Here is a 15485-nt window from a genome sequence, read left to right on the forward strand (position 1 = left end):
CGCTGTGACCGGCAACACCGTCCCTGGTCTTGCCACCGGCCTGTGGAAGAACCGCGCATCGCGCGGTTCTTCCAACCCGAGTCCAGGGCTTGCCCTGGTCCGGGTCGAGGGGCGGATAGCCCCCGCGGGGCCCGGGGCAGCGCCCCGGCGCGGCGCAACCAGCTAAAAACAAGCGTTTCGACCCGTCTTCGCGCGATATCGGTTTCCCGATCCGGCGTTCGACCCTTCCTCGACGAAAAAACGGTTCCCTGAATCGCCTCGCGACGCGTCTTTTGTGCGGAAGGCCTCTCCCAAATTTGCCGCGGAAGGGTCGCCTGCGAAACGATGGTCTTCCAAATCTCCTTCTGACCCGTCCGCGGCGCGTCGAGGAGAGGCGCGGTCCGGAAAGGAAGGGTCGCGGCGCCGCTGAGCCTTCCGTTTTTTGTAAAGGAAGGGTCGGGCGACAAAAAACGGAACCGTTGTTTCGGCGAGGAAGGGTCGGCGGGCGGTTCGACCTTCCGAGATCGGCGCGAAACGGGTCGGGGTGTGGTTTTGGTGGAAAGTTGCCCCGCGCACACGTTTTCGGTGTCCTGACTCGCATGCGTCGCCATGCGGCCCTCTTCCTGCTCACGGTCCTTCTCGTCCTGTGCGTGCCGTCACTCGCCCGCGCGGAGATCCGCGTCTGCGTCAGGCCGCCGGACGTCGCGCCGAACGTGAACGAATGGGCCTATTCGCCGGGGGCGAAGGCTATGTGGACCACGAGACGCGCGAAGTTCACGCTGAAGAGCCAGGGGCTCACAACCTACGTATTCGACCCCTACGCGCCGCCCGCGAGCGCGAAACTCCTACCGATCCCGCACAACAAGCTGACCTGCCCCACGCCGCCGCCGCGCCCGATGCCGGCCCCGGCAAAGGACGCGCCGAAGGCCTCGGCCGAGGAGGACAAGGCGGGGGCTTCCACGTCTGCCGAGGCCTCGGAGACGCCGAAGCCGCCGCCGGCGAAGGACGAACAAGTCGACGTCGTGCCGCCCGGCGTGAAGATGATGCCGGAGCGCCCGCCGGAGGAGCCTCGGCCCTCGCCGCCTCCGCCCGAGGGCGTGCTGTCGAACGAGCCGCTCTTGCCGTCAGAGTCGACCTTGCCGAAGAAGGACGAGGTGCACCCGCCCAAGTGCGTGGACGAGCATTGCACGCTGGTGGATCGGGGCGGCGCGCTGCCGGAGCTTCAGCATCGGCAAGGGCGTCCCCTCGTGAGCGCGGTCCCGTGTGAGCAGACGAAGGAGGGGTGCAACGGGAACGGGAAGGGCAAGGCGAAGCCCCTGACGCCGCTCGAACGGATGGTCCGCGAGCTGACGATCGCTTCCGCGATGCTGAACGGCGAGTTCAATCACGACCTCGCCCGCAAGGACGGCAAGCGGTTCGGCATCATCGGCGGCGATAACGAGGACGGCGTCGACAACGCCATCGTCCAGGCCGCGGCGGCGATCACGCAGGTCGCGTCGGCAGTGCTCGTCGGGCAGGCTGAGAAGTTCGCGAAGAAGCTGGAGGAGGCTTGCGCGAAGAAGGCGCCGATCATCCTGGAGGGGGCCGAGAAGGTGTCCAAGGAGACGGCTGAGCTCTTGGCGACGCAGTACGGGAGGACGATCGCGGATGCCCTGGAGCAGAACGGCGCGCTCGGGCCATACAAGGCGATGCGCGAGTTCACGCGGGGCCTGGAGGGGGACTACCAGGCGCATCACATCCTGGAGAAGGCGATGGCCAGCAGGTGGGGACTCACGAAGGAGCTTGACGAGATACCATCGGTGATCTTGACGAGCGCAGAACACAAGAGGATCACAAAGTTGCTCGACGAGGCCAGGGAGAGGTTCCCGAAGACCAAGAAAGGCCTCTGGCAGGCATACGAGGACGTGTATAAGGATGTTCCGCACTGGCTCGCGGCCATCAAGCCCTATTTCGGGAAATGAGATATCGCGAGACGAGGATATGAAAACCGAGGTCAAGGTTCTTTTCGCAGCGCAACACATCCCTGGTGGACTGGAGGCCGTGTTCGGACCGGCGGGAATACCGATGGATGTCGCGGAAGTGCAAGACTTCACGCTGCAACGCAAACGGCAGATCCGGGTAAACCTGACGCTCGACGAGACCGACAAACGCCTGTCGGTGCTCTTGGACCTCCTCAAGACACACGGGATCAGCTGGCTCGAACGGCGCTACGACTGCTTCACCGACGAGGAGCTCGAATCCACGCGGCTGCTCGTCATGTGGTACGACGTCAATGCCGAGGTCTTCGCAGGGCCTCGGGTGGGCACGACCTACGACGTGTCCGAGGCGTGCAATCGTTGCGGCGCCGGGGCCCGGCAGACGTCCGCCATGATCATCGACGGGGAGTATCTTCATAGACTCGAAGGCCGGCGCGCCGCAGCAACTTGCTACGACGACATGCTCGTCGACGAGAAGCTGGCCGGCACGCTCGCGGAAAGCGGCCTGATCGGGATCTCGTTCCGAGGTGTCTTCGCAGCCTTCGAAAAGAGAGGCCACATTCAGCTCCCATGGCGGCAGATCTGCGCTACGCACACGATGCCGCCGCTATCACCACGTTCGACAGGAATCGAGGGTGACGAACTCTGCTCCTGCGGACGGAGCGGTTTCCTCGGACAGGCGGAAGTTCCTCTCCGCCTCGTCTACCGCGCCTCGGACCTGGTGGACATTCGCGACGTCAACGTGACCTGGGAATGGTTCGGCGATTTCCACTTTGAAGGCGACGTGAGCGACGCCCTCTTCCCGTCCCCCTTGTTCCTCGTCACCCCCAAGGTCTGGCGCATCTTCCGCGACGCAGGCGTCACCGGATTCGACTGGATCCCGATCCAGGTCGTCGACGAATAGGTCCGCCGCGCTCGCTACCCCTCGTCCTCGTCCCTCACCAGCCCCCAGGCACGCAAGAACGGGTCGTGCCTCGGATCCCGCGCGCGCTGGGCCCTCGCCTCTTCTTCCGCTAGCACGTTCAGGAGCCCGTCCAGCGTCTTCCACTCGGTGTGCACGGACGCCTCGATGTCCGTAGGACCCTGCGCGCGCAGCCACGCGGTCACCGCGGGGAGGGGAGGGATCGACGGGGCGCGAGGAGGTCCTACGTCCGCTGGTTTGTCCAGGGACGTGCGGGCGTCAATCGGAAGTGCCCGCTGCAGCGGCGGCGTGCCGCTTGCCGCGTTTGGGCTTCTTGCCGGTTGGATCGGTGGCTTCGGCGCGGAGGCGGTCGAGGAGGAGGGAGGCGGGTTCGTCGGTGGGATCTTGGGGGACGAGCTCGCCACGGAAGGCTTTGGAGAGGATGGCTCGATCGAGCGCTGTCCGCTGGCTTTCCACATCCTCGACGTTTCGTTCGATTGCATCCGCCAGTGCGATCATTCTTGTGATCGCACGAGCCATCACAAGTTGCTCCGCAAGTGGCGCAACCGGGATCGGCGCGATGCGCAAGTCGCTTCCCGATATACCGACCTGGCCCGCAGCCGACTTTCGCTTAGTCTCAATAAAGGCTTTCGTGGCGAACGCGTTAGTTGCTGCCTCGAAGAATTCTGGCGCGATGACACTTCGCAGAACACGTGCCCGAATCAATTTGTCAGGGTACACGAGAGCGCTTGCAACGTCTCGAACCATGCCGGCGACCCCCACGAGCTCCTCGTTGCCGTTGTACCGGGTGAATAAGACGTCCCCCGGGACGAGCTCGTATTCTCCGAATTCGTCCGATGGAGCGAGATATCGAACGTCACTGGTGTTCACTCGCATGGGGCGGACAGCACTGATACGAAGAATTGCCAGTCCCCCGTCCTGATCGGGCTTGGTGGCGATGCCGTTCTTGAGTGACTCTACAACTTCACCCACGGATGCCCACGCCCACCCCTCCGGCAACTCCGGCAACTCACTCGCATCGACCGGCTCCGGCTCCTCGTACTTCGCCTTCCACCGATCATCCCCCGGCATCTTCCCCTTCGTCCGCATCTTCGCGAGCTCCGCCTCCTCCCACCGCCGCCGCCGCTCGGCGCGGATGCGCTGGAGGAGCACCTCGGCCGGCTCCACGTCGGGGTTCTTCTCGCGCCACGCGGCGGTCAGATCCCCGCGGAACGCGGCGGCGAGCACGGACTGGCGGAACTGTTCGAGGAGATCGGGGACGGCGTCGAGGGCTTCCTTGGCACGGCGGCTCCGGGCGGTGAGGGATTCGATTTTGGAGACGATGCGGCGTTGTTCGGCCAGAGGTGGCTTCAAGATCTCTGTGGCCTCGAAGACGGGCTTCGTCACGTGGGCGAGACCAGCTCCGCCGTGTGCAACGCCGATTAGGTGTTCCAAGCGGTCGTTGATGGCGTGTCGGAGGAACCTCTTGTCGAACTCTCGCTCATCGAAGAGCACGCGGAAGATGTGCTGATTCAACACCGCCTTGCCGCGATCCCAGATATGGGCGCCGAACGATGTGCCCGGCGTACCTGACCAGGCGAACAACAGCTCGCCCGAATCGATCAGGTGCTTATGCTCCACATGACCATTAAATAAATTGAACTTGGCTTGGGTGCTGTTGAGGTTTTGTATCCGGACGATTGGCAAGCCGTCGCTCGTCCAGTCTGTGGGCTTGAAAGCGCGGCCGTTGATGAGATGACAGGCATCGCCGACGCGTACCGTCGTCCATCCAGTAGGAACGTCACTCACGCCCCACCCCCAAGCTCCGCCCGCAGCCCCTCAATCTCCATCACGGCGATCCGCAACCTCTCCAAAATCTCGTCCGCAATCTCCTCCGGCTCCGGCAAATCATCCGCCCCGCGGACATTCTCATCCTTGAGCCAAGCGATATCGAGGTTATCCCCCCGCGCCCGGATCTCCTCCCGCGAAAATTTCCTGAACCGCCCCGCCTCTCCCTGATCCTTCCGCTTGCTCTTCCCGAGCGGATCCTTCCCGAACGCCGCCTCGAACTCCGCAAAATGGTCTCGCGTGAGCGGCGTCCGCTTCCCGAACGAAGGCATGTTCGCGCGCATGTCGAACACCCACACCGCCTTCGTGTGGCCCTTGTCCGTCGTCCCGCGCGAGAAAAACAGGACGTTCGTCTTCACCCCCTGCGCGTAGAAGATCCCCGTCGGCAACCGCAGGATCGTGTGCAGGTCGCACTTCTCCATCAGATCGCGCCGAATCTCCGTCCCCGTGTTCTCCTCGAACAGCACGTTGTCCGGCAGCACCACCGCCGCCCGACCGCCCGGCCGCAGGCCCCGATAAATGTGCTGCAAAAACGCGAGCTGCTTGTTCGACGTCGGGAAGGTAAAGTCGTCCCGCGTCGGCAGCCCGCCGCCCTTCTTCGTGCCGAACGGCGGGTTCGTCAGGATCACGTCCGCCTTGTCGAGCTCGGTTCCCTGCGACGAGAGCGTATCCCCGAGCAAAAGCTCGCCCTCGATGTCGTGGAGCATCAGGTTCATCAGCGCGAGCCGATGCGCGTCCGGCACGAGCTCCACGCCGTAAAACGCCTTCTTCTTCTGGAACGCCTGCGCCTTCGCGTCGAGCGTGAAGAGCTGGTCCGTCTTGCCCTTGATGTACCGGTCGGCCGCGATCAAAAACCCCGCCGTCCCCGCCGCCGGGTCCTGCACCTTCTCCCCCGGCTGCGGCTGCACGAGGTGCACCATCGAATCGATCAGCGGCCGCGGCGTGAAGTATTGCCCCGCCCCCGACTTCTTCTCCGACGCGTTCTTTTCGAGCAGCCCTTCGTACAGATCCCCGAGCCCCTCGGTCCGCGCCGAATACCAGTCGAGCCCGTCGATCGCATCCACGAGCTTCTTCAGGTTCCGCGGCACCTTGAGCGACGTCGTCGCATTCGCGAAGATCGCCTGCACGCGCCCCGAGCCCTCGGTGCCGAGGTGCAAAAGGAGCGCGCGATAAAAGTTGAGCTGCTCGACCCCGTCCTTCGCTTCGAGATCGCCCCACCGATACCCCTTCGGCAGGTGCTTCTCCTGGTCCGTCTCTTTCATCATCTTGAGAAAGAGAAGGTAGGTCAGCTCGGTGACGTACTGGTGGTAGGTGATGCCGTCGTCCCGGAGAACGTGGCAGAGGTTCCAGAGCTTCTGGACGATGTCGGTCGTGGACATGGGCGGGAGGTTCCGGCGGAAGAACTACGCGAGTCCGACGCCGAGGTAAAGCCTCACCCCGCGTCCTTCCAGACCTCCTCGCGCAGATCCCCGAGGATCTCGTCGAGCTTGCCGGAAAACACCTTGTCGAGGTGCTTGAACCCGCCGTTCGACTTGAAGGCCTCGCTCTCGTCGATGGTGGCGCGATCCACGACCCGCTCGCGTTCGAGCTGCTTGCCGATGCGCTGGAGCCATTGCCGCTGGATCGACGTCCAGCCCGGCCGCGCGAGGATCTTCGCCGTCGCCCGCGCGACGCGCTCCTCGTACGGGACGAGCGGATCCCCGAGCGCGGCCTTGCGGATGTAGCCGATGATCGACGCCGCGAAATCGGCGTTCGAGGCCTGGCGCCACGCCGTCTGCAAAGCCGCCTCCGTGTACCCCTTCGCGTCGAGCGCGAGGAGCAGCTCGCGCAGCGCCGCGCGCGTGAGGTCCCGCGGGCGCTGCGTGACGACCACGAGCGCCGGGATCTTGTTCATGTTCTCCCGCAGGAACGCGGAAAAACTGTCGAGGTAGTCCTCGGGGCGCGTCCCCTTGCCATAACCGACCTCGACGGCCACGACCCGATCGACGTGGTCGGAGACGAGCAGTGGCCGCGATTCGCCGAACCGCCCGTCGAGCAGCGGCACGAGATATTCGTGCTGCCCGAACCACGCGACAGCCTCCTCGGGGCTCTGCCGGCGAAGCATCGCCGCGAGGGACGGCGGGGGCATCGAGGCGATGCCCTCGAAGCGCACGAGGTCGTCGCCCTTCAAAGACGGCGCCTTGCGCCGGAGCTTGGCGACGAGCTGATCGAGCGCGAGCTTGCGCGCCTCGGGATCCCCGTGCCCGAGCTCCGCGACGAGCTGCGCGAACGTGATCGCCGGCGAGGGCGCGACGGGCTTCATGTCCGTGTATTGCTCGAGCGCGTCGTAAAGCTCCACGGCGTCGAAGATGCGGAAGACCGTCTTGCCGATCTCGGGGCAGAGCCGCGTCGCGCGGCCGAGCATCTGCTCGTAGAGAATGCGGCTCTTGACGCGGCGGAGAAAGACGAGGTTCGCGATGCGCGGTACGTCGATCCCCGTTGTGAGCAGATCGACCGTGATCGCCACGTTCGGCAGGCGCTCGTTCTTGAACTCGCGGATCCGCTGGAGAGGCTTGTCGCTGCTGCCCGTGATCTTCTTGACCGCGTCGTTGTCGATCGCGCCGTACTTCGCGGTGAAGACCTCCCGAAGCAGACGCTCGACGAGCTGGGCGTGGTCGTCGTTCACCGCGAAGATCAGCGTCTTCGCGTCGCCCATCGGGTCGATGTGGTTCGCGAGCGCCTCGCAAACGGCGCGGTTGAAGTTCTCCGTGATGACGGCGCGGTTGAAGCCGTCGATCTCGATCGTGACCTCGTCTTCGAGGTGGATCAGATCGAGCTGCGCCTTGCCCGGATCGTAGACCTTGACGCCCTCGCCCTTGGCCCACTGGATCCCCTTCTGCGCGAGCTCCGTCACGATACGAATGGGCGGCTCGTGATCGATGAGCATGCCGTCGATCACGGCATCGCGGTACGAGTAGCGGAACGCGGGAGCGCCGAAGATCTGGGTCGTATGCAGCGCGGGCGTAGCCGTGAGGCCGATCTTCACCGCGTCGAAGTGGTCGAGGACGCGACGATACTTGGAAATGTAGTCGTCGAAATCGCGGAAGCCGAGCTCCGTCTCGGAGAGCTCCCGATCGAGCGTGTAGCCGCGGTGGCATTCGTCGACGACGAGGCAATCGTATTGATCGACCGGCGGGACGTCCGCGGGATCCGCGGCGTTGAGGACCCGCTTCACGAGGCTCTGCACCGTGGCGATGTGGAGCTTCGTATCGCCCTCGGGCTTGATGTCCCCGAGCTCCTTCATGTCGAAGATCTGCGCGAACGTCTGCAGGTTCTCGAGCCGCGTCTCCTTGAACGCGTTGCCGGCCTGCTCGCCGAGCGCGCTGCGATCGACGAGGAAAAGCACGCGGCGGAAGCGCTTCGCCTTGAGGAGCCGGTACACGAGCCCGATCGCCGTCCGCGTCTTGCCCGTCCCCGTCGCCATGGCGACGAGGCAGCTCGGTTTTCCTGTCTCGATCGCGGCCTCGACGGCCTGGATGGCGCGGATCTGATACTCGCGCAGGCCGAGGTAGCCCGTCGGCTCGCTGCGGAGCTTGTCGTGCGCCGCGCCGATGTCCTGCTTCATCAGGGCTTCGAGGCCCTCCGGCGAATACCAGCCCTGGAGCGGCTTGCCCGCGTTTTCGTCCCGGCGCGCATCGCGGAACCAGATGCCGCTCTTTTCCCGGAGCTGTTCGAGGTAGGGCCGGCCGTTCGTGGCGAAGAGGAACGGCACCCGGTGCTTCACCTTCCCCCACGGCCCCCCGGCGAGCTCCACGCCGTCCTTCGCGAGGAGGCCGGCGCTGTACCGCGCCGATTGATCCAGCTTGCCGGCGACGTCCTTGTGGAACCGCTTGGCCTCGACGACGCCGAGGGCCACGGTGCCGACGAACAGCACGTAATCGGCCCGGCCATTCTTCGTGGGCCACTCGGCGATGGCGCGATTCTTCCCCTTCTCGGGGCGCGCGCCGCGCTTGTAGGAGAGCCGCTCGGAATCGACCTCCCACCCCGCCGCGCGGAGCTGCTCGTCGATGAGCCGGCGCGTCGCGGCCTCGTCGAGGTAGACGTCGCGTGACGCCTCGGCGGCACGAGCAACGAACTGCTGGGTCTCGGCGGGAGCGGCGGCGGCCTTGGCCTGGAGCACGGCGAGCTCGGCCTCGATCGCGGCCTTCTGCTTCGCGACGGCCTCGATGTCCTTCGCGCGCCGCTCGGCCTCCTCGGTGGCGAGCGCCTCCCAGAGGGCCCGCTCGTCGGCCTCCTTCTGCGCGAGCTGCTCCGCCGTGAGCCGCTTCTTGGCTTCCTCCTCGGCCGCGGCGCGCATGGCCTCGACGTCGACCTTGCTCTTCGCGAGCTCCGCGCGCAGCGCCGCGAGCTCCTTCGCGAGCTCCTCGTCGTCCTTCGGCCCGGGTGGGGGGACGAACGGGCCAGGATCGAACTTGCGATGGTTGCCGAACGAGCGCTGGAACCAGATGCCGAGCTCGCGTGCCATCTTGAGCTGGTGCAGGGCCTCGTGATGCGTGCCGTGCGCGTCGTGCGCGGCCTTGTTCCCCGTGAGGCGGAGGTCGTGGAAGATCTGCTTCGTGCGGACGTCGAGCGCGCCGCGATCGTGGAGCCGGTTGATGAGGACGGCCTGGTTGTCCTCGAGCGGCGACGTGTAGAGCCCGAGGCGCGCGGCCGCGTGCTTCGCGAGGCGCTCGCCGAACTGCCGGAGCTTGAGAAGGCAGGTGTTGGGATCGTCGGCGAAGTACCGCTCGGCCTGGGTGCCGAGGATGGCCAGCAGCGGATCGTGATGCGCGAGGAAGGCGAAGTTCGGCGACGAGGTAGGAGGCACGGGCAAGCCTGGGCGGAGAGGAGTGGTTCCGCTTATGGACAACACACCTCGGCGACGAGGGGAAGGCGCTTTCCGCCTTCAGTACGAGAACCCGAGCGCTGCGTTTCTCAGGGTCACCTCACCACGAACGGATCCCGGTCCGCCCCGCTCACGAACACCGAGAGACCTGGCAGCGCCCCGGCGATTCGCTCCCGGATGCGCGGCAGCACTGCCCGCTCGCTGTTCGAATGCAGCGCGCACACCACCGTCATGCCGAGCTTCGCTGCCCGCAGCGCGTCGTGGTGCCTCATCTCGCCCGTCAGGTAGAGCTCTGCCCCCTGACCGAGCGCGTCCTCCACCATCGCACCCGCGGCCCCCGCGCTCGCTGCCACCGTCCGCACCATTCCCGTCGTCGGACCTGCCACGAGCAGCGCCTCGATTCCGAGGCCTCGCTTGATTCGCTCGAGCAGCTCCTCCCGCGGCGCCTCCGCTTCCAGCGCGCCGATGCGCCCGAGCCCGAGTGATTCTCCCTCTGGCGCCGGACCGAATTTTGCGCCTGGCGCGCGCATCGGACGGCGCGCGGGCAGGCCGCGGCCGAGGCCGAGGATGTCGGCCAGGAAATCGTTCGTCCCGCCCTCGGCCACGTCGAGCGCCGTGTGCGGTGAATAAATGGCGATCCCGTCCCGGATCGCCTCGAAGATCGGCCCCGGCGAAACGACCCGCTTCATCGCCTCGAAGATCGGCGGGTGGTACGAATACACGAGGTCCACGCCCTTCTCGCGCGCCTCGGCGGCCACGCCGGGCGTGTAATCGATGCAGAGCAGCGCCGCGCGAATCTCGGCTGCCGGATCGCCCACGAGCAGGCCCACGTTGTCCCAGCCCTCGGCGAGCCGGAGGGGGGCGATCGATTCCAGCACGGGGAGCACGTCGGAGAGGCGCATGAGCTCTGCTCTTATCACAAAGCCCGCCCACGCCCGACCCTTTTGCGCTACCAGAGGGGCCATGCCCGCGGCGCACCCTGCGCGTATCGTCGTCTACGCCTCCGATCACGGCTTCGGCCACGCCGCCCGCATGCTCGCGCTCGCGGCGCGCCTCGCTGACGACGGCGTCCCCGTTACGCTCTGCGCCGGCGCTGCCGCGCCCATGATCCGCGCCGCAGTGCCCTTCCTCGCGGCGCATGTCGACGTCGCCGCGGCCTCGCTGGATCCCGGCCTTGCCCCGCGCGCGGGTGCCCTCGACTTCGACCTCGACCGCTCCCGCGAGGCCCTCGCCGCGTGGCGCGCCGATCTCCCTCGCCTCGTCGCGACCGAGGCCGAACGCCTCGTGTCCCTCGGCGCCGCGCTCGTCGTCGCCGACGCCCCCGCCGCTGCGATCCTCGCCGCCGACCGCGCGGGCATTCCCGCCGTCGTTTGCTCGAACTTCACGTGGCTCGACATGTACGCCGGCCGATTCGGCAGCGACGTCGACGAAACCCTCGCCGATGCGTATGCCCGTGCGCGCCTCGGGTATCGCCTCCGCCTCGGAGCCATGCCCCTCGCGGGCCTCTCCGCCATTGAAGACACGGGCGGTGTCCTTGCCCGTCGCCCGCGCCGCGATCGTGCGGACATCCGCCGTGAGCTCGGCGTTTCCGAGGGCGACCTTCTCCTCGGCCTTGGCCTCGGCGGCAGCCTCGACGCCGTCCTGTACGACGTCCTCTCCGCCTCCGCGCCTGCCTCCGGCGTCCGGCTCCTCGCGCCCTCCCACGCCCCGGATTCGCAGCGCAGCGGCCCGCTCGTCCATTTCCCCTCCATCACGCCCGACCCGCAGAGTTATTTCGGCGCTTGCGACCTCGTCCTCGCCAAGGCCGGTTATTCGACGCTCGCCGAGGCCGCCATTGCCGGCGTGCCGCTCGCCGTCTTCCCGCTGCTCGGGAGCCCCGAGTCGGTGCGCCTTGCCCACGACGTCGAGACGCTTGGCCTCGGTGTCCGGCTCACTGACGAGACGGAAGCGCGCGTCGCGTTATCGCGACCCGAAGCCCTGTTCGACGCTGCGCGTCGAGATTGTTGCGGCCCTTTGCCCGACGCGGCGCCGGCGCTTGCCGCAGCGCTCCGCGCCCGTTTGCCCTGAGGACGTACCAAAAGGGGGTTTTCATCGGCGCCATGTGCGTGTAAACTCTCGTCATTCTTCGCAAAGCGGGAGGCCTCTTCCATGGGATACGAAATCGCACAGGTGGCCCGGAACTACGAGCGGATGCAAGGCCGGGAGATTTCCTACGCCGAGATGAAGTGCAACCAGTTCGTCGTCGCCGTGCTGCGGGCCGCGGTGAACCCGAAGTTCCCGAACATGCTGGCAAATGACTTCTCGAGCTCACCCTACTTCCAAAAGGTGAGCGAGCCCCAGGCCGGCGACCTCGTCCACTGGCCCGGGCACATCGGAATCGTCCTCGATCCGGATCAGGGCACGTTCATCGGCTCGCAGACCTCGACGGGTGTGGCCGAGGCGAACTACAAGAAGGGCTACTGGAACGGCTCGTACGGCGGCAAGAAGCCGGACACGTTCCTGCGTTACACCGGCTACTGATCCCCGCATGACGCGCCCCCAACTCGACGCCGATCTCCACAAGGCGATAGGCGACCTCCGCGCGGGGCGACCCGTCTCCGATCGTACGTTCGATAAGCTCTTCCCCGAGCCCATCCGGCGCGTCTCGTCGCGCTTCTGGACCCCCCTCGTCGTCGCCCGCAAGGTGAGCCACCTCCTCGCCGAGGAAGGCGGCCCCGTGCTCGACGTGGGCGCCGGCGTGGGCAAGCTCTGTATCACGGGCGCCCTCACGACCGACGCGGTGTTCCATGGCATCGAGCACCGCGTGGCCCTCGTCGAGACCGCGAACGAGGTGATCGACGCGCTCGGGCTCGTGGACCGCGCCGAGGTGCGTCAAGGCACGCTCGACGACATCGATTGGGATGCGTATCGCGCCTATTACTTCTGCAATCCTTTCGAGGAAAACATCTTCCCCGAGGCCAGGCGGCTCGACGACGCCATTCCGCTGACCGAGGATCGCTTTCGCGAGGACACGGCGCGGGTGGAGGCGGCGCTCGACGCGGCCCCCGTGGGCACGCGGATCGTGACGTTCCACGGGCTCGGGGCGCGGGTGCCGGCGACGTACCGGAAATACCCCGAGCGGACGGCCGGGACGGCATTCCTCAATTTGTGGATCAAGGTCGACGCCGGGAGCGCGGGCGGCGAGGGGACGTTCGACGGGTGGATCGCGGGGCGGTGAGGGCTATTTCCGCCGCCCGAGCGCCCACGCGACGCCTGCCTGCATCGTCGACAGCGTGACGATCCCATCCAGGCGGGCATCCATTTCAATCATGGCCTGCGCCATGGCGGCCTTGACGCCGGTGAGCACCACCCGCGCGCCGAGCAGCCGCACGGCCCCGGCGGCGTCGACGAGCAGGCGCACCACCTCATCATCGATCGTGGTCACACCCGTCACGTCGAGCAGCACCACGGCGGCCTGGCGCTCCGAGACGCCGTGAAGGAGTGAATCGAGCGCCTGGGCGGCGCGCGCGCCGTCGATGCGGCCAATGAGGGGCATCGCGAGGACCCGGTCGGCGAGCGGTAGGAGAGGCGCCCCGAGCTCGCGCAATGTGATGGCTTGCGCGCGTCGTTCCTCCTCGAGGCGCTCGGCGCGGCGCACGCCGGTGACGTCCCAGTAGATGCCCATCGAGCCGGAGATCGCGCCGTCCGCGTCCCGCACGGGCACCTTCTTGACCTCCACGTAACGCGCGCCCTCGGAGGAGGTGGGCGCCTGATGCTCCTCGACGCCTTGCCATGTCTCGCCCGTCTCGACCACGTGCCGGTCGTCGGCGTCGTATTTCTCCGCGAGCTCGCGCGGATAATAATCGAACACCGTCTTGCCGAGGGCACCTTCGAGCCCGGAGCCGACGCTTTCGAGCAGCGCCGCGTTGGCCCAGACGCAGCGCCCTTCGCGGTCCTTGTGATAAAGGCTCAGCGGCAGCTCGTCGGCGAGCGCGCGGAAGAACCGCAGCTCGTCCTCGAGCGCCCGCACCTTCTCTTCGAGCGTGCGCACCAGCGCGTGGTCCTCCGTGGACCCGTCGAGCAGTTCTTCGGAACGGATCATGATCCTTCTACCCGGCGTCCATGTCGCACGCGTGTGTCCAGATTGAAAGACAAAACGATGACGCGGGTGAGGCCGACGCGTTCCGCGAGCATCCCGGGCTTGCGGGAAAGGATGGAGCTCGGTCAGCATCGAAGCATCGACGAAGGAGAGGACCTACCGATGGAGCCCATTCGCCCCCGACATCTGCGCCCCGGTGATACCGTCGCCGTCGTTTCGCCCTCCTGGGGCGGGCCGGCTCTGTTTCCCCACGTCTTCGAGCGAGGCCTCGCCGTTTTGCGCGAGGACTTCGGGCTCCGCGTGCGGGAAATGCCGACGGCCCGCATGACCCCGGCGGCCCTCCAGGCCGACCCTCGGGCCCGCGCGGCCGACCTCCATCATGCCTTCGCCGACCCGGAAATCGCCGCGATCATCGCTTCCATTGGCGGCGAGGATTCGGTCCGCGTCCTGCCCTACCTCGACCGCGAGCTCATCCGGACGAACCCCAAGATCCTGATGGGTTTTTCCGATACCACCACACTGCTCACATTCGCCAACCAGCTTGGCCTCGTCACCTTCCACGGCCCGTCGGTCATGGCCGGCTTTGCCCAGCTCCGCGCCCTGCCGCCCGCTTGCGCCGCGCACTTGCGTGAAATGCTCTTCTCGGCTGCCCCGACCTACACCTACCGGCCTTATGGCGCTTACATCGAAGGTTATCTCGCTTGGAACGACCCCGCGAATACCGGCCTCGTCGAGCCCCTCCGTGACGATCCGGGCGGCTTTCGCCGGCTCCAGGGCACGAGCCCGGCCATGGGGCGGCTCTTCGGCGGCTGCATCGAGGTCCTCGAACTCATGAAAGGCACGTCCTTCTGGCCCGAGCCTGCCTTCTGGACGGGGCGTATCCTCCTGTTCGAGACCTCCGAGGAGGTGCCGCCTCCGGCGCGCGTGGGGTATTTCCTGCGAAACTACGGAATGCAGGGCATCTTCGATCGGGTGGCGGGGATCGTCTTCGGGCGGGCCCGGGGCTACACGCCCGAGCAGAAGCGCGAGCTCGAGGAGCGAATCGTCTCGATCGTCGCGGGCGAGTTTGGCCGAACCGACATCCCGATCGTCACGAACGTCGATTTCGGCCACACGGACCCGCAGCTCGTCATGCCTCTCGGCGTGCTCGCAGAGCTCGACCCGGCGGGGCCGTCGTTACGGCTCGTCGAGCCCGCGTGCGCCCTGGGGTGATGCGTCGATGGGCTTCAGCCCGCCGCGGCTTTTTGCAGGGCCGCGATGTCGAGCTTCTTCATCCCGAGCATGGCCATCGTGGCCCTTCGCGCTCGGTTCGGGTCGGGATCGGAGAGCAGCTCGACGAGCTGCTTGGGCACCACCTGCCAGGACACCCCGAAGCGGTCGCGGAGCCAGCCACACTGCTGGGCTTTCTCGTCGCCGCCCTCGGTGAGGCGGTTCCAGTAGTGGTCCACCTCGTCCTGGCTCTCGCAATGCACGACGAACGAGATCGCTCCGCTGAACGTGAACTGGGGGCCGCCGTTGATGGCGGTGAAGTCCTGCCCGTCGAGCTGGAAGCCCATGGTCATGACGGACCCCTCCGCCCGGCCGGACATCTGCGCGGATTCCTTGCTGTAGCGCGTGGTCGTCACGATCCGGGAGTTCGGGAAGACCGACGTGTAGAACTTCACGGCCTCCTCGGCCTGCGTGTCGAACCAGAGGAACGGCGTGATGCGCTGAAACCTGTTTTGCATGGTCTTTTTCTCGCTGTTCTCGCCAACGTGACGGAAGAACCACGGGAGCGGCCGGGTTCGTCGTGAGCGTACGGCAACCCCCCGCGGAGGTGCTTCACGTACTTGGACCCCG

The 15485-nt window shown here is 66.6% G+C and carries 13 protein-coding genes; 6 read left to right on the forward strand and 7 right to left on the reverse strand.

Going from position 1 to position 15485, the window contains the following annotated elements:
* Window positions 1–578: 578 nt before the first annotated feature.
* Window positions 579–1940 carry a hypothetical protein gene (locus KEG38_RS26480; protein ID WP_272422694.1) on the forward strand — a complete coding sequence of 454 codons (1362 nt, stop codon included), beginning with the start codon at window positions 579–581 and terminating at the stop codon, window positions 1938–1940.
* Between the two features lie 19 nt (window positions 1941–1959).
* Window positions 1960–2859, forward strand: a complete 900-nt coding sequence (locus KEG38_RS26485; RefSeq protein ID WP_272422695.1) for a hypothetical protein — start codon at window positions 1960–1962, stop codon at window positions 2857–2859.
* A gap of 14 nt (window positions 2860–2873) precedes the next feature.
* Here KEG38_RS26485 and KEG38_RS26490 read toward each other — a convergent pair whose 3' ends face one another.
* The 5 genes from KEG38_RS26490 to KEG38_RS26510 form a co-directional block, all read right to left on the reverse strand.
* The gene (locus KEG38_RS26490; protein WP_272422696.1) at window positions 2874–3062 is read right to left on the reverse strand and encodes a hypothetical protein; all 189 of its coding nucleotides are present in this window, start codon (window positions 3060–3062) and stop codon (window positions 2874–2876) included.
* Between the two features lie 73 nt (window positions 3063–3135).
* Window positions 3136–4665, reverse strand: coding sequence for a restriction endonuclease subunit S (locus KEG38_RS26495; RefSeq protein ID WP_272422698.1), 1530 nt, complete (start codon window positions 4663–4665; stop codon window positions 3136–3138).
* The gene (locus KEG38_RS26500; protein WP_272422699.1) at window positions 4662–6083 is read right to left on the reverse strand and encodes a class I SAM-dependent DNA methyltransferase; all 1422 of its coding nucleotides are present in this window, start codon (window positions 6081–6083) and stop codon (window positions 4662–4664) included. Before KEG38_RS26500 ends, KEG38_RS26495 begins: the two co-directional genes overlap by 4 nt.
* A 53-nt stretch (window positions 6084–6136) precedes the next feature.
* A complete protein-coding gene (gene hsdR, locus KEG38_RS26505; RefSeq protein WP_272422700.1) occupies window positions 6137–9550 on the reverse strand; it encodes a type I restriction-modification system endonuclease in 3414 nt (1137 codons plus the stop codon).
* Window positions 9551–9663: 113 nt separating this feature from the next.
* Window positions 9664–10470: a Nif3-like dinuclear metal center hexameric protein gene (locus KEG38_RS26510; RefSeq protein ID WP_272422701.1), complete on the reverse strand. Its 807-nt coding sequence runs from the start codon at window positions 10468–10470 to the stop codon at window positions 9664–9666.
* A 61-nt stretch (window positions 10471–10531) separates the two neighbouring features.
* Here KEG38_RS26510 and KEG38_RS26515 point away from each other — a divergent pair, with 61 nt between their 5' ends.
* From KEG38_RS26515 to KEG38_RS26525, 3 genes are all read left to right on the forward strand, one after another.
* Window positions 10532–11635, forward strand: coding sequence for a glycosyltransferase family protein (locus tag KEG38_RS26515; protein ID WP_272422702.1), 1104 nt, complete (start codon window positions 10532–10534; stop codon window positions 11633–11635).
* Window positions 11636–11716: 81 nt separating this feature from the next.
* On the forward strand, window positions 11717–12088 hold the full coding sequence (locus tag KEG38_RS26520) for an NlpC/P60 family protein (RefSeq protein ID WP_272422703.1): 372 nt from the start codon (window positions 11717–11719) through the stop codon (window positions 12086–12088).
* Window positions 12089–12095: 7 nt separating this feature from the next.
* Window positions 12096–12785: a class I SAM-dependent methyltransferase gene (locus tag KEG38_RS26525; RefSeq protein WP_272422704.1), complete on the forward strand. Its 690-nt coding sequence runs from the start codon at window positions 12096–12098 to the stop codon at window positions 12783–12785.
* Window positions 12786–12788: 3 nt separating this feature from the next.
* Here the strand turns inward: KEG38_RS26525 and KEG38_RS26530 are convergent, their stop codons facing one another.
* Window positions 12789–13649, reverse strand: coding sequence for a PAS domain-containing protein (locus tag KEG38_RS26530; RefSeq protein WP_272422705.1), 861 nt, complete (start codon window positions 13647–13649; stop codon window positions 12789–12791).
* 159 nt (window positions 13650–13808) lie between these two features.
* Between KEG38_RS26530 and KEG38_RS26535 the strand changes: the two genes are divergently transcribed.
* Window positions 13809–14858: a S66 family peptidase gene (locus KEG38_RS26535; protein ID WP_272422706.1), complete on the forward strand. Its 1050-nt coding sequence runs from the start codon at window positions 13809–13811 to the stop codon at window positions 14856–14858.
* A 14-nt stretch (window positions 14859–14872) separates the two neighbouring features.
* Here KEG38_RS26535 and KEG38_RS26540 read toward each other — a convergent pair whose 3' ends face one another.
* On the reverse strand, window positions 14873–15373 hold the full coding sequence (locus tag KEG38_RS26540) for a VOC family protein (protein WP_272422707.1): 501 nt from the start codon (window positions 15371–15373) through the stop codon (window positions 14873–14875).
* Window positions 15374–15485: the final 112 nt, after the last annotated feature.

Source organism: Polyangium jinanense (genome assembly GCF_028435265.1).
Classification (GTDB): Bacteria; Myxococcota_A; Polyangia; order Polyangiales; family Polyangiaceae; genus Polyangium; species Polyangium jinanense.